General features: G+C 62.4%; 14 protein-coding genes. 7 read left to right on the forward strand and 7 right to left on the reverse strand.

The genetic code is table 11. From position 1 onward, the window contains the following. The first annotated feature begins 100 nt into the window (after nucleotides 1-100). A complete protein-coding gene (locus tag ASH00_RS12825; protein ID WP_056549000.1) occupies nucleotides 101-1,741 on the forward strand; it encodes a stealth conserved region 3 domain-containing protein in 1,641 nt (546 codons plus the stop codon). A gap of 27 nt (nucleotides 1,742-1,768) precedes the next feature. Here ASH00_RS12825 and ASH00_RS12830 read toward each other — a convergent pair whose 3' ends face one another. Next, a complete protein-coding gene (locus tag ASH00_RS12830) occupies nucleotides 1,769-2,680 on the reverse strand; it encodes a phosphodiesterase (protein ID WP_056549002.1) in 912 nt (303 codons plus the stop codon). A gap of 216 nt (nucleotides 2,681-2,896) precedes the next feature. On the opposite strand from ASH00_RS12830, the gene ASH00_RS12835 reads away from it, so the two are divergent. After that, nucleotides 2,897-3,643 (forward strand): M50 family metallopeptidase, encoded by a 747-nt coding sequence (locus tag ASH00_RS12835; protein ID WP_056549004.1) that lies wholly within the window; start codon nucleotides 2,897-2,899, stop codon nucleotides 3,641-3,643. On the opposite strand, the gene ASH00_RS12840 is transcribed toward ASH00_RS12835, so the two are convergent. Genes ASH00_RS12840 through ASH00_RS12855 form a run of 4 tightly spaced genes read right to left on the reverse strand, consistent with a single transcriptional unit; the run spans nucleotide 3,640 to nucleotide 7,346 of the window. Beyond that, nucleotides 3,640-4,665, reverse strand: coding sequence for a glycine betaine ABC transporter substrate-binding protein (locus tag ASH00_RS12840; RefSeq protein ID WP_056549006.1), 1,026 nt, complete (start codon nucleotides 4,663-4,665; stop codon nucleotides 3,640-3,642). The genes ASH00_RS12835 and ASH00_RS12840 overlap by 4 nt on opposite strands. Further along, entirely contained in the window at nucleotides 4,666-5,427 is a 762-nt protein-coding gene (locus ASH00_RS12845; RefSeq protein ID WP_157359140.1) for an ABC transporter permease, read from the reverse strand. A 34-nt stretch (nucleotides 5,428-5,461) separates the two neighbouring features. Next, nucleotides 5,462-6,769, reverse strand: a complete 1,308-nt coding sequence (locus tag ASH00_RS12850; protein WP_056549009.1) for an ATP-binding cassette domain-containing protein — start codon at nucleotides 6,767-6,769, stop codon at nucleotides 5,462-5,464. After that, on the reverse strand, nucleotides 6,762-7,346 hold the full coding sequence (locus ASH00_RS12855) for an ABC transporter permease (protein WP_428831039.1): 585 nt from the start codon (nucleotides 7,344-7,346) through the stop codon (nucleotides 6,762-6,764). The genes ASH00_RS12850 and ASH00_RS12855 overlap by 8 nt, the downstream gene beginning before the upstream one ends. Nucleotides 7,347-7,605: 259 nt before the next feature. Here ASH00_RS12855 and ASH00_RS12860 point away from each other — a divergent pair, with 259 nt between their 5' ends. Both ASH00_RS12860 and glsA read left to right on the forward strand, forming a co-directional pair. Then, on the forward strand, nucleotides 7,606-8,013 hold the full coding sequence (locus ASH00_RS12860) for a hypothetical protein (protein WP_056549012.1): 408 nt from the start codon (nucleotides 7,606-7,608) through the stop codon (nucleotides 8,011-8,013). Nucleotides 8,014-8,064: 51 nt separating this feature from the next. Beyond that, nucleotides 8,065-9,879, forward strand: a complete 1,815-nt coding sequence (glsA, locus tag ASH00_RS12865) for a glutaminase A (RefSeq protein ID WP_056549014.1) — start codon at nucleotides 8,065-8,067, stop codon at nucleotides 9,877-9,879. A gap of 117 nt (nucleotides 9,880-9,996) precedes the next feature. On the opposite strand, the gene ASH00_RS12870 is transcribed toward glsA, so the two are convergent. Both ASH00_RS12870 and ASH00_RS12875 read right to left on the reverse strand, forming a co-directional pair. Then, on the reverse strand, nucleotides 9,997-10,545 hold the full coding sequence (locus tag ASH00_RS12870) for a GNAT family N-acetyltransferase (protein ID WP_056549016.1): 549 nt from the start codon (nucleotides 10,543-10,545) through the stop codon (nucleotides 9,997-9,999). A 26-nt stretch (nucleotides 10,546-10,571) separates the two neighbouring features. Beyond that, entirely contained in the window at nucleotides 10,572-12,050 is a 1,479-nt protein-coding gene (locus ASH00_RS12875; protein ID WP_056549322.1) for an MDR family MFS transporter, read from the reverse strand. Between the two features lie 498 nt (nucleotides 12,051-12,548). On the opposite strand from ASH00_RS12875, the gene ASH00_RS12880 reads away from it, so the two are divergent. The 3 genes from ASH00_RS12880 (at nucleotide 12,549) to ASH00_RS12890 (ending at nucleotide 14,564) form a co-directional block, all read left to right on the forward strand. Then, the gene (locus tag ASH00_RS12880) at nucleotides 12,549-12,776 is read left to right on the forward strand and encodes a hypothetical protein (protein ID WP_056549018.1); all 228 of its coding nucleotides are present in this window, start codon (nucleotides 12,549-12,551) and stop codon (nucleotides 12,774-12,776) included. Between the two features lie 137 nt (nucleotides 12,777-12,913). After that, a complete protein-coding gene (locus tag ASH00_RS12885) occupies nucleotides 12,914-13,807 on the forward strand; it encodes a hypothetical protein (protein WP_056549020.1) in 894 nt (297 codons plus the stop codon). Nucleotides 13,808-14,063: 256 nt separating this feature from the next. Beyond that, on the forward strand, nucleotides 14,064-14,564 hold the full coding sequence (locus tag ASH00_RS12890; protein ID WP_056549021.1) for a hypothetical protein: 501 nt from the start codon (nucleotides 14,064-14,066) through the stop codon (nucleotides 14,562-14,564). Nucleotides 14,565-14,593 lie beyond the last annotated feature (29 nt).

Genomic DNA, 14,593 nt, shown 5'->3' on the forward strand with positions numbered 1-14,593 from the left:
TTCCATTTGCAGTGCATCCCTTCAGGGATTGCCGCGGGCAAGCCGGGCTGCTTGTAGGCAGGCTTATCATTGGAGCAGCAGCCGTGCAACCAATCTGCGTATGCACCGGCACCACCGCACTTTGTTGAAACCGTTGGAGGATCCCATTACAGATACCGCCGCCCAGCATGATGTGTACTTTGGCGCCCCCGAAGTCGAGAATGACACCGAGCTGCTTGAGTCTGCCTCCAGCGCCGCCGTTGCCAGGCTGAACGACCGCGATGACATCACCACGGTCAAGCGACGGTTTGCGCTCATCAATACGGAGACAACACCGCACCAGGCAATGGTGGAGGACCTACTGTTCATCCGCGAGGCGCTGGAACGCGCCGGCATTGAGTATCTGCTGGTGCGCGGCAATGATGAGCGGCCTGTCGTCGCCGTCGACCTCAAGCACCGCGAACGCCTAAGGGCGGCGCTCGTCGAGGCCTGCCGCAACGAGCCGTTCTACTCGCGCACGGTGGACACGAAGCGGCGCACCACTCTGCTGGTGGCGGACGGCGCCCTGTCCCCGAGTGAGAAAGCCCGGATCTTCCGGCTGTTCCGCCCTCGCATCGAGCCGATCGGCGGGCTCACGTTCGGCCCTTCGGCAGGCGTGCAGATAGAGCTGTGGTCCCTGGACGGAGACCGCATCGAACTCCCAATGGAGAACTCACTGACCCGGCGCACCCTGCCGTCGAATGAAGTGGTGCGCGGCTCTGTCACCCGTCACGGCCTGGTCTGGCCGACCATCGACAACATGTTTGCGGACCACGCGACGGACATCGACTTCGAAATTGATCTCGTCTTCACCTGGGTGGACGGCAGTTCGCCGGAGTACCTCGCCGCACGTGCTGCCCGTATGCAGAACGTTGTAGTAGGTGAAGGTGATGATCATGAGGCACGCTACCGCCAGATCGACGAGCTGAAGTACGCGCTGCGCTCCGTCTACATGTTCGCTCCGTGGATCCGCCGCATCTTCATTGCCACGGATTCAGCGCGTCCCGAGTGGCTCGCTGACCACCCGTCGGTCACACTGGTTCCCTCCGTGGAGCATTTCAAGGATCCGTCCGTGCTTCCGACCTACAATTCGCAGGCCGTCGAGTGCCAGCTGCACCATATTCCGGACCTGTCCGAGCATTTTCTCTACTCGAATGACGACATGTTCTTTGGCCGCCCGGTGGGACCGGATATGTTCTTCTCCCCCGGCGGGGTCACCAAGTTCATCCAGGCGGACACGCGCATCGGCCTGGGTGAGAATGACGCCGAACGCAGCGGCTTCGAGAACGCGGCACGCGTGAACCGCCGGCTTCTTCACGAGCGCTTCGGCCGCATCACCACCCGGCACCTGGAGCACACCGCGGCGCCCCTGCGCAAGAGCGTCATGGAAGAGATGGAGAACGAGTTCGCAGAGGAGTTCGCTGCCACGGCGGCGTCGAAGTTCCGCGCGAAAGACAACATCTCGGTCACCAATTCGCTGTACCACTACTACGCACTGCTGACCGGCCGTGCTGTGACGCAGGAATCAGCGAGGGTGAAGTACATCGACACCACCATGCGCTCCGGACTGCGGAAGCTTCACAAGCTGCTGGACAAGCGCAACATGGACTTGTTCTGCCTCAACGACGGCAGCTTCCCGGAAATCCCGGCGGAAGAACGAGCCCGCGCCGTGACCGACTTCCTCGAGAAGTACTTCCCGGTGAAGGCCCCCTGGGAGAAATAAGCCTGGGAGAAGTAGGTCGGTGCGCCTTTAGACTCCGGTCAGCGTCCTGGCGGGTGTTGCCTCGGCGATCTGGACTCCGGCTGCTTCCAGGCGCCTACGGGTCTCCTCGCGGGGAACGGTCTCGCCGACCGCGGTATGGGTGCCGATAGGCACCACGGAGTGCACCACCGTGTCCTCGTACACGTGAACCAGGTTGTAAGCCTGGGCTCCGTCGCGACCGCGGGTGCCGCCGTCGTCGTACGTGAGGTCCTGGGTGTAGCAGGTGGCGGACGCCACCGACACCGGGATGCCCGCGAACAGCGCGTTGGTTGAGTAGTGCAGGTGCCCGGCCAGGATGGCGCGGACGTCCGTGCCGCGCACGACGTCGGCAAGCCGGCTCTGGTCGCGGAGTTCCACGAGGACCGAAAGGTCCTGGATGGAGGGAACCGGGGGGTGGTGAAGGGCCAGGATGGTGCCATAGGGGGCCGGGGTGAGGAGTTTGTTGGCCAGCCAGACAAGCTGCTCATGGCTGATCTCGCCGTAGTGGTGGCCCGGCACCGTGGAGTCCAGGGTGATGATCCGCAGGCCGTTGATCATATAGCTGCGGTCAAGCGGGGTGGTGTCGGCCGGCTCGCTGAGCAGTTCGCTGCGGAGGGTGGCGCGGTCGTCGTGGTTTCCCATCGCCCAGATGACCTCGGCGCCAAGCTTGCGGGCCGCCGGTTCGACGATGTTGCGGAGCTTCACATAGGCCTCGGCCTCGCCCTTGTCCGCCAGGTCTCCGGTGAAGACAATTGCCTCCGGCCGGGATCCGGACGCCTCCAGATCGGCGAAGATCTGGCGTAGCCTCGCTTCGCTGTCCACCGACCCGTAAAGGGGTTCCGGACCACCCACCAGATGGGTGTCGCTCATGTGCAGGATGAAATGTTGCGGCCGTGGATGCTCGGCCGTCCGGAAGTTCATGATCGCCTTCTCGATAGAGCTCGACTAGCTTTCACTTCATTTAACCTTTATCAAAGCAGAGGCATTCCTACCTTGGGATGAACGTCACACGGCGAGTCCGTTAATACTTTCCCGTCCTGTGGTGAGAGGTATTCGGACCCGGTGCCTCGACGGATTGCTGCTTCCTTTCGTGATCCTCGCACTACCCTCCCAGCGCCGTCACGTAGCATCGCGCAGGTGGAATTCTTGGCGCAGTGGTGGGATCAGATCGTCGCAGGCTTCAGCAGGAGCCAGCCACCCGAACTGACGTTGACCGAACTGCTGATCATTCTGCTGGCCGCCGCAGCCCTCTCCATTCCCAAGGCAACGTGGCGCTACTTCGGGCTGTTCAGCACCGTGGTGCATGAACTGGGGCATGCGTTCGCCGCCCTGATGACCGGGAGCCGCGTGACCGGAATCCGGCTCAATTTCGACCATTCCGGACTGACCACGTCGCTCGGCCGTCCTGGCTGGCGCACAGCGTGGGCAACTTTTTGGGGGTACCCGGTTCCCGCCGTCGTCGGCGCAGTTCTGGTGTGGGCAGGCTTTGCAGGCTGGGCACCGGCCGCGCTCTCGGTAGGTGCCCTGGTGCTGCTGCTGTCACTACTGTTCATCCGCAATGCCGGCGGCGTACTCATCCTGCTCGGAGCAGTGGCGGTGTCCACCGTGCTGGTGGTGGCCGTTCCCGCCGAGTTCAGCGGGCATGCGGTGGTTGCGCTCGGAGTGGCGCTGCTGGTCGGCGCGGTCCGTGACCTCGGCAAAGTGGTCTCAGTCCATGCACGACGACGGCGGGACCGCGGACAGTCCGATGCCTACCTTTTGTACCGCTCAACCGGAATCCCCAGCGCGGTGTGGCTCGCGCTGTTCGCCGCAGTCATCGCAGGATCAGTCGCGTGGGTATGGCTGGTGGTCAGCGCAGTCGAAAGCCTGGCCAGCTCGCTCTAACCCTCTCCGAGCGGCCCCTCCGGCTCGGTGATGAAGCCCTGCTCCACCATGAAGTCAAAGGCAACGTCAGCGGGTTCTTCGCCCTCAACGTCCACGCGCAGGTTCATTGTCCGCAGTGCTTCGTCGGTGAGCGTGGGAGCAACCTGCGCGAACACCTCGGCGAGCTCCGGGTGCTCCTCGAGCGTTTCGGTGTAGTAGACAGGAGCAGCGTTATAGGCCGGGAAGAACCCTCGGTCGTCTTCGAGGATGGTCAGGTCGAGGGCATCGATCCGGCCGTCCGTGGAGAACACCTCTCCGAAATTGCACGCCCCGTTATCGGTTGCGGCATAGATGGCGCCGGTGTCGTAGATGTCAATGTTGTCCTCTGGCACGCCGGTCGGAGTACCTCGGGCCATGCCGTAGTGCGCAAGCATCGGAGTGAGGCCGTCCGGACGCGAGTTGAACTCTGCCTCAACGCAGAACGTGCGTTCCTCGACCGGAAGCTCGGCGATCTCCGAGATTGTACTGATGCCGCCGAGTTCCTCGACCGCTTCGGAACGGATAGCCATCGCATAAGTGTTGTTCAGCGGCGCCGGCTTCCCCCAGGTGAGTCCGTTCTTCAGATCCGCCTCATACACGGCCTGCCACTGCTCCTGCTGGTCGGGGATTCCCCGGTCCTTGCCGAGGTAGGTCAGCCAGGCGGTGCCGGTGTACTCCCACGTGACATCGGCCTGCCCTGACAACATCAGTTCCCGGACCGGCTGGCTGCCCGGCACGTTGGTCAGGTCAGTCACGTCGAAGCCGGCGGCCTGCGCGGCGAGAACGCCGATCTTGCCGAGAATCAGCTGCTCCGTGAAGTTCTTGGACGTCACGGTGAGCGGTGCCCCGTCAACCACTTCGGTGATGCTGCCCGGTCCGGCCGCCGGTACATAGGACGTGGCCGGCTGCAGACCGCACCCCGTTGCCAATAACCCCGCAGAAAGTACGACGGCGGTCACCGCGCTTTTGCGCGCAGCGGCCGGGAAAGACAATGTTTTCAACATCTAGAGTCCCTTCGGACGGGCGACATGTTCCACAACACGCCCGATCCAGTCGACAAGAAGTGCAAGCAGCGCCACCAGGATCGATCCTGCGACCAGCACATTGGTAAGGCTCAGGTTCACGCCGGTCACGATGAGTATGCCCATGCCTCCTCCGTTGATGAAGGCGGCCAGGGCTGCGCTACCGACCAGCAGCACAAGCGCCGTTCGGATTCCTGCGAGCATCACCGGCACCGCCAATGGGAGCTCCACTTTAAACAGCACAGCCACGGCGCTCATACCCATCCCTTTGCCTGCTTCCACAAGTCGTGCATCCACTTGCGTGATGCCCACCATCGTGTTCCGCAGAACGGGCAGGATCGCGTAGAGCACCAGCGCGATAACCGCTGCCGTGAAACCGAACCCGACGGCGATTGCCAACAGCACAACGAGGCCGATGGCCGGCGCTGCCTGACCAATGTTTGCGACAGCGAGCACCGGCCCCGTAAATTTCTTCAGCGGCGCTCGTGTGAGCAGGATGCCGAGCGGGATGGCGATCAGCAAAGTGATGACCGCGGACACGGCGGTCAACGCCAGATGGTCGATCGCGTATCCGAAGAGCGCATCCGGCGCGAGAGTGATCAGCTCCGTTTCCGAAAGATCCGCAGTCAACAACCAAATGACCACCGCGGCAAACACTGCGGCGATACCTGCGAGCTGCAGGATCAACGGCCGCCAGGATGGGCGCTTCACCTCGGAGTGAACGTTGGGGGCTTCCTCCGAAATAGGTTCCTGCGGCGCCTCAGGCTGTGCCGTCGTGCTACTCAACGGGGCGCTCCCCCGCAGTGGATGACGACGCCGTGGATGGCGCCGTGTTCGATGGCGCCGCAACACTAACGGTGTCCAGTGTTCCCGTGTTGATCCCTACCGGCCGGCCATCCGAATGTGCAGTCATCGCGTGTTTGTGCGCCCGGGTAATAGCGTCCATCACCGTTTCGACGTCGATGACCCCGAGGAACGTATCCCGCCTCCCGGTCACCAGTGCCGCGCCGGCACTGGAGACCAGCATGGTGTCCAGCGCGTCATTGAGCGTGGCACGGTCACCGACCACGGGAAGCTTGGCGTCGACGTCGTCACTCACGGTTTCCAGCCGCGAAAGCTGGCGGCGCGTGAGCCACTGGATGGGCCGGCGTCGTCCGTCAACAACCACAGCGTGATTGTGGCCGGCTTCGTCCAGCCGCGACAGGACATCACTGCCGAGATCACCGACAGTAGCGATGACGGCGTCAGCCAGTTCCACTTCGTTGACGCGGGTCAGCGTGAGCTGCTTCAGACCGGCACCCGAGCCGATGAAGTTTTCGACGAAGTCGTTGGCCGGGTCTGCGAGGATCCGCTCAGGTGTGTCGTACTGGACGAGCTGCGCTCCCTCGGTGAAAATGGCGATCCAGTCGCCGAGCTTCACTGCCTCATCGAAGTCGTGGGTGACGCAGACAATGGTCTTCTGCAGTTCTTCCTGAATGTTCAGGAGCTCATCCTGGAGACGCTGGCGGGTGATGGGGTCCACAGCCCCGAACGGCTCGTCCATGAGGAGGACCGGCGGATCGGCGGCGAGCGCGCGTGCTACACCAATGCGTTGCTGCTGCCCACCGGATAGCTCTTTGGGGAAGCGGTCGCGGTAGGTTGCCGGATCGAGGGATACAAGCTCCAGGAGTTCGTCGACGCGGGCAGCGATCTTCTCCTTGCTCCATCCAAGCATCTTCGGCACAATCCCGATGTTGGTGGCGACCGTCATGTGGGGGAAGAGCCCGCCGGCCTGGATGACATAGCCGATCCGCCGTCGAAGTGCGTCGCCATCGATGTCTGTGACGTCGTCGTCGTCCAGGACGATCCGGCCCTCGGTAGGTTCGATGAGCCGGTTGACCATCTTCAGGGTGGTGGTCTTGCCGCAGCCGGATGGGCCCACCAGCATGACAATTTTGCCGGCCGGGATCTCCATGGTGAGTCCGTCAACGGCCGGCTTGGCCTGCCCGGGGTAACGCTTGGTCACCTTGTCGAGCAGAATGCTTGCACCGGTAACTGCATTTCCGTTTGCGGCGGTATTTTTGGGCTTTTCGATGGTGTCAGACACGGATACCTCGCGGGGTTGTGATGCGGCCAAGGCCGACGAGTAGAAGGTCAAGGATGAGGGCCAGAATGATGACGGCTACAACGCCGGTGATGACCGACTCGAGCGAGTTGGCGCCGCCCAGACGGGACAGACCGGAAAAGATGAACCCGCCGAGGCCTGGCCCGAGGGCGTACGCGGTGATGGCGGCGATGCCCATCACCATCTGCGCGGAAACCCGGATACCAGCAAGGATGACCGGCCAGGCCATGGGCAACTCCACCTGAACCAGTGTGCGGAACCTGCTCATCCCGATTCCGCGGGCGGATTCGATGACGGCTTTATCGATTCCCGTCAGTCCCACGACGGCGTTGCGCAGGATGGGCAGTGCGGCGAAGAAGGTGACCACGATGACGGCCGGCGTGACTCCGAAACCGAACGGCGCGATCAACAGGCCGATCAGCGCGAAGGACGGGATAGTGAGCCCGACGGCGGAAACGCTGTTGGCCAGTGACGTGAGCGCACCGCTGCGGTACACAAGCGCCGCGATGACCACCGACAGTATGGTTGCGAGGATGAGGCACTGAACCACAAGGCTCATGTGTTGCCATCCCGAGAACAGGATCTGATTGAACCTGTCACCTAGAAATTCCAACACATCAAGACCTTCTTCACCGTAGTTACGTAGCATTTATCCGCTGTTCGCAAGGGAACCGTCGACCACCATAAGCACGTGAAGATCAAGATAACGTCACGCTGAGATCACGGAGCCATCACTATTGGAGGTGCAAACACTGGCGGCCGGTACCGCCCGGACGTAGGCTCAAAGGCAGTCAACCCAGTTCTTCGAAGGAGTTCCGATGAATCTCAGTCACATCCCCCTGCGACTCAGCACGGGGGCGTTTATCCTCAATTCCGGCATCACCAAGAGGGAACTCGATCGGGACACCGCAGCTTACTTGCAGGGCATGGCCGCGAACGCTTTTCCGCAGGTCAAGCAGCTGGAAACGGAGAAGTTCGGCAAGGTGATTTCCGCCGTCGAAATCGGTCTAGGCGCCGCGCTTCTGGTGCCGTTCGTTCCCAGCCGCCTGGTGGGGCTGGGTTTGGCCGCGTTCTCCGGCGGTCTGCTCGCGATGTACTTCCGCACTCCGGGAATGACCCAGGATGATGCCGTTCGTCCCAGCCAGGAGGGGACGCCCGTCGCGAAGGACGTGTGGATGTTCGGAATCGCGCTTTCCCTGATCATCGACGGCGGGCGGAAACGCTAGTCCCGGCGCCACCGTTGGGCGCCGCTGACGCATCGCCATAGTCTTGCAGCTATGGAATCTCCAATTGAAAGCTACCTTGCGCGGATTCACCGGGAGATTGCGGATCTGAAGGACGGCAAGCCGTACAGCACCATTCCGGCGATGGCCAACGTCAATCCGGACAACTTTGGGATTTGCCTCACCACCGTGGACGGGTACATCTACGAGGTCGGTGATACGCGCGAAGAGTTCAGCATCCAGTCGATCTCAAAGCCTTTCACCTATGGTTTGGCGTTGGCGGATCTCGGGCTGGACGCGGTGGACGAGAAAGTTGACGTTGAGCCCTCCGGTGATTCGTTCAACGAGATTTCGCTTGCCGAAGGTACCGGTCGCCCGGCAAACGCCATGATCAATGCCGGCGCGCTGACTGCCACCTCGCTGGTCAAGGGAGCGGGCGGCAATACCCGGATCAAGCGGATCGTCAACACGTATTCGGCATTTGCGGGGCGGCAGCTTTCCATTGATGAGGAAATTTTCGCATCGGAGCTCGAACATGGTCACCGGAACCGCGCGTTGGCCTATCTGTTGAGGTCCTTCAACATCATCGAGGATGATCCGACGCCGGTAATCGAGGACTACTTCCGCCAGTGTTCGGTGCTGGTGAACTGCCTGGACCTTTCGCTCATGGCGGCGACCCTGGCCAACAGCGGGCGGAATCCCATGACCGGGAATCAGGTCATGGACATTGTGCCGGTGGAGCGCGTGCTGTCCGTCATGACCACCTGCGGAATGTATGACGACGCCGGCTCGTGGATCAGTACCGTCGGAATGCCGGCCAAGAGCGGTGTGGGCGGTGGAACGATCTCTGTACTGCCGGGACAGGTTGGGCTGGCGGTCTATTCACCGCCGCTCGATGAGCACGGCAGCAGCGTGCGCGGCATGGCGACAAGCCAGCGGCTCTCGCAGGACATGGAGTTGCACTTTGTCCGGGCAGCGCGTGTGGGCAAGTCCGCTATTCGCTCGACCTACGACATCACTGCCGCGCCATCAGGCATCCGACGCGACGATGAGGCAATGGACCTCATTCGCGATCATGGGCATCGTGCACGCCTTGTCGAGCTGAATGGTGACCTGCTGTTTGCCGGTACCGAGTCGATGGTCCGCGAACTGAGCAACCTCCCGAACGAGGTGGAGCTTGTCATTCTGGACCTGCGTCGCGTCGATGAAGTTGCAGATGTTTCCCTCCGGCTCCTGGCTGAGGTCCGGGAGAACCTGGTCGATGAGGGCCGGGAGCTCGTGTTGATAGATGCGGAGGGAACGCTTGCCCATGCTTTCCGCGATGTCGACCGTGAGGTTCCGACTTTTGACACGCGGACCGCAGCGGTTGAGTGGTGCGAGAACCGGCTGATTGCAACATACGGGAGCGATCTCGATCTGCCGAGCAAAGTCGACATTTTTCAGTGTCCGGCTCTTGGTCCGCTCAGCGCTGAAGACGTGCAGAAACTCGCAGACCGGATGGAAGATCAAAGTTACGACGACGGCGATGTCATCCGTCGTATCGGTCAGTCGTTCGGTGGAGTGTTTTTCATTCTGTCTGGAGCGGTCACGACGTCGGTGGTCGGTCCCACCGGCGATCGAGTGAAACTGACCACGCTCAGTGCCGGGATGACTTTTGGGGAACTTGCGCTCGGCAGTGACGACCGGCAGGAAACCACCGTCAAGGCGTCCGGAAACGTTGTCATCAAGCTCCTCACGGCGGACGCCATATCTCGCTTGGAGTCGGAGGATGAGCGGCTCGCTCTTGAGCTGTGGAAAGCCCTGACCCGGGACGCATATACCCGAGTGGATCTCTATCTCAGGGAAACTGCTGTCAGGATCCGCGACTGACCGGGCGAGGTTCTCCAGCGACGTTTCGCCGCCATGTGCCCAAGGAGTGATGTGGTCGATTCCGCAGGACCACGACGACCGGTTAACCCCGGATGAACACGGGCAACATAACCGAGCTCAGGGCCGCGGATCAGTCGCCAACATCCCCATCACTACGGCGTCAATCCACTCGCCGTTCCACCGCAGCGCATCCCGCAGCCGCCCCTCGACCCGGAATCCACACTTCTCGTAAGCCCGTTGTGCCCGCGGATTGAACGCGTACACCTCCAGGCTGATGCGGTGCACGCCGATAACATCGAACGCATGCCCGACGACGGCTCGCGTCGCCTCGGTGCCATAACCTAGACCGAACCTTGAATCAGCATTGAGTGCAATCCGGAACCCGAGCGATGAATTGTCCGCGTCGTAATCATTCAGCACTACTTCACCGATGTGGGACCCATCCGACGTAAGGATGATCGCCCAATCCGCCCGTCCGTCAGTCGCTGCAAGCCCCGCAAGCCACGACTCGATCTGCGGCCGCGTGAACTGCCCGTGGGTTCCGGTCAGACGCATCGACTCGGGGTTCTGCAGCCCAATCCAGGTTCCTTCCACATGCTCCGGGCCCAGCGGTTCGAGACGCAACCTTGCTGTGGTCAGGACCGGCGGCGGGGTGAAATGAACCATCAGTTGGGTTTAATGTGCGGCCGAGCCTAATGTGCCAGCGGAGCGGCAGGTGCCTCCTCGCCGTCGTGCATTGACGACGACGGCGGCGGGCCGGCCGGCGCTGCCGGCTTACGGACGAACAGCGCTGCGACCACCGCAAACAGGAAGATGACCGCTCCGCACAGGAAGGCCATCCGGATGCCGCCTGCCAGAGCAGGCACCTCCGCGGTGCCGGCGGCCATGAGCGCGCCTGTCTGCAGCGTCATGACGGATACGAAAAGCGCGATGCCCGTAGCCCCTGCCAGTTGCTGAACGGTGCCGACAACCGCACTCGCGTGAGAGTACAGCTGCGGCCGCACTGAGCCCAGAGCAGAAGTGAACAGAGGAGTGAACATACCGGCAAGCCCGATGCTCAAAGTCACGTGGCAGGCCAGCACCCACGGGATCGGGGTCGAAGCATCAATCAGGGTCAGCGCCCAGAACGCCGATGCGACAAGCAGCGCGCCCGGAACTACCAGAACGCGAGGCCCGTGTTTGTCGAAGACACGCCCGACAACCGGTCCGAGAAGACCCATGGCGAGCCCGCCCGGCAGCAGCATCAGGCCGGCAGCCGCTGGTTCGAGACCGAGTACATCCTGCAGGTAGATGGGCAGCAGGATGACTGTTCCGAACAGCGCCATCATGCTGATGGCCAGCACGAGGATCGACACTGTGAAGGTACGCGATTGGAAGGTCCGCAGGTCAAGTAGCGCACGGTCGCGACGCTGCAGCACCAGTTGGCGTGCGATGAAGCACGCCAGCCCGACGAATCCGACGGCGAGCGGCACCCAACCCGGAATACCCGATCCGGCTGCAGCCTCGCCGAATTGGCTCAATCCATAGACGATCCCGCCGAACGCGAAGGCGGAGAGAATGACGGAGAGGACGTCGATCGGCGTGCGTCGCGGCGTGGTCACGTTCTGGATGCGGATGCCGCCAAGGACCAGCGAACCGAGGGCGATGGGAAGCACCAGCCAGAACATCCAGCGCCAGTCCAGCACACTGAGAATGATCCCGGAAATGGTGGGGCCGATGGCGGGCGCCACTGAGATGACGATCGAGATGTTACCCATCGTCTTGCCGCGCGACGACGGCGGCACGAGAGTCATGACGGTGGTCATCAGTAGCGGCATCATGATCGCGGTTCCGCCGGCCTGGATCACCCGGCCGACGAGCAGCATCTCGAAACCGGGCGCCATCGCAGAGACCAGGGTGCCCAGGCTGAAGAGCGTCATGGCCGCGAGGAAGACCGGCCGAGTGTTGAAACGCTGGATTAGGAAGCCCGTGATGGGGATGACAACCGCCATGGTGAGCATGAACGCCGTCGTCAGCCATTGTCCGGCCGAGGCGGTGATTCCCAGATCATCCATAAGGCGCGGCAGCGCCACTCCCATGATGGTCTCGTTCAGGATGACAACGAAGGCCGAGACGAGGAGCAGGGAGATGACCAGCCGGTCACGAGGAGAGACCTCGCTGACCTCGTCGATCTGGTTCGTGCCGCCGTCGGCCTGCGTGCGTTTGTTGGTCGTTTGCGACACGGAAGGGTCCCCCTGAAGATACTGAACGGCGCGCAGGAGTGTGCGCAGCCAGAAGTAACAAGCGCGGCCGGCCGCCGCTTATTCCCGGCGTACGTTCTCCGGCGTACTGTTATTTCTGAGCGCACCGCTGACGGAGAGAAGGTCCTTTTGATGTCCATCCCACCGCCTCATGAGCCGCATCCCGATCCGTCCCAGCCACGGCCGCCGGGCGAACCCGCGCCGGAGCCGCAGCCCGCTCCTTCCCCGTACCCCTTTCCTGATCCGGCACCCGACACTCCTGGCGTGCCGCCGGAGCCCGGGCCCGGCCCCTCACCGGACAGGCCTATTCCGGAACCGGGGCCGTCAATACCCCCGCTGCCTTGACCCGCGATTGATCAGCTACCTGATTGTTGCTACCATTCCATCAGCTTGAGCAATGGGCACAGTGACAACTCCTGTGGAGATCCCGTGGAAGACAAGCTTCGCATCCTGGACCTACCGGCCGAGGAACTCCCATCGGCTCGATTTGATGCATCCTTGCTCAGCACCAGCGAACTGAAACTCAGATGCAACGAGTACTTTGCCCTGCTTGACCAGCTCAACCCTCCCGAGTGCCTGCTGGCCGACTATGAAGCGGCGTGCGACGAGCTGAGGCAGCGCCTTGCTGCCGCATCCCCCTCGCTGGAGACGGTCTGATCCGCGCACAGCACCGGATGGAAACAAGGTCCGGCGCGTTGAGCTGGCAGGACACGCCGTAAATGGTGAGCCTGAAGGGTTGTGTCCTGCACACTCAACGGTAGAAACACAGCCAACCGTTTGGAGACCGTTCCGCAGTGACTGACCTCGCCGACATCGCGTCCGAGCTCTACTCGCAACCCCTGGACGAGTTCACCGCTGCCCGGAATACCCGCGCGAAGGCCCTCGATGACAAGTCGCTCGCCAAGGAAGTCCGCGCGCTGCGCAAGCCGTCAGCGTCAGCCTGGCTGCTGAACATGATGGCTATCCACCGCGAGAAGCAGTTGCGGGAGGCGCTGACGCTCGGTGCGGCGATGCGCGAGGCACAGGAACAGCTGGACCGGAGTGAGTTGAAGAAACTCGGCGCTCAACGCCAGCAACTGATTTCAGCGCTGGTCAAGGACGGCGTCGCCCTGTCTGAGGAATTGGGGCATCCGGCAAGTTCAGCTGCGGCCCTCGAAGTAGAGCAGACCCTGCGGGCAGCAATGGCCGACGCCGGTGCTGCCGCTGCCGTTGCTACCGGCCGCCTGGTCCGGCCGCTGGAGGCGACGGGCTGGGAAGCGGTGGATCTCGCCGGAGCAGTGGGCGGGCCCTTCGACGCAGGCGGCGCGGTGAACCGCGGCGACGCGAGCGCTGATGCAGCTGATTCCGCAGACGCGACGAAGGCCGATGCGGCGAAGAAGGCGGAAGACGACCGCGCTGCCGACGCACGCGCTGACCTTGAGGACGCAGAAGATCACTTTGAGGAAGCCGGGTCTGCGTTGAAGCGTGCACACGAGCGAGTCGATCAACTCGACCGCGACCGTGACGCGCTAGTCGCTCAGGTAAAGGACCTGAGAAAGCGGATTCGCGCCCTGGAACAGGACATCGACGTCATTGATGATGCCGCCGATGATGCGGTCCGCGAACGCACAGAGGCTGATCGTGCAGCAAAGGAGTCAGCCCGCGAGCTGGAGCGCGCCCGCAAAGCGCTCGAGAAGCTCACCCGGTAACGTCGGAATAACGATCGCCGCCGCCCACAAGGTGACGCTCTTCACCTCGTAGGCTCCGCCGTCGCTCGCGTTTCCCGAACCTACGCCGTTCGGGTAGAAGTTCTGTCTGAGCACTAGCGGGTCACGCCTCAGAGCGTACGGTCACGAACCGGTCAAGACCGGTTGAATACGTTAGCAAGCGTGCTTAGTGTCATAGATGGCGCTGGCAGCTACGGCTGCCAGGCGCCGCCACCCTCACCAGAAAAAGGAGAACGATATGAACACGCGCAAGCCCATGTCACGGACCCGAACTCTGGCTCTTGCAGGAATCCTCCCGCTGGCCGCACTCGGCCTGACGGGTTGCAACGGCACATCCGGTTCGGAAGAAGGTGCCGACGTTGAGGATGTGGTGGAGGAAGACAACGAAACTGCTCCCTACAACGGCGCCCTCGATTCCGAATTCTACGATGCCTACCAGAGCTACATCGGCGAGGAAGTAACTGTCTCCGCCGACGTCAACGAGATCGTGTCCGACACGTCCTTCACGATTGCAGGGACGGATGACACCACCGTCGAGGCGCTGCTGGTGGTTCTGGAGGAAGGCACGGTCGAAGTTGAGCCGGGCGCGGCAGTGTCGGTGACCGGAACCGTCATGGAATCCTTCGACCTGCCCACCGTCGAGGATGACACCGGATTGGACCTCGAAGAGGACGCCTATGCCGACTACGACGGGGAAAATTACATCGTGGCCAGCGAAGTGGATGTCGAGGAGAGCTGACGCGCGGCAGGAGTATCGTAACGGGATCG

This window comes from Arthrobacter sp. Soil782, assembly GCF_001428435.1.
Lineage (GTDB): Bacteria > Actinomycetota > Actinomycetes > Actinomycetales > Micrococcaceae > Arthrobacter_D > Arthrobacter_D parietis.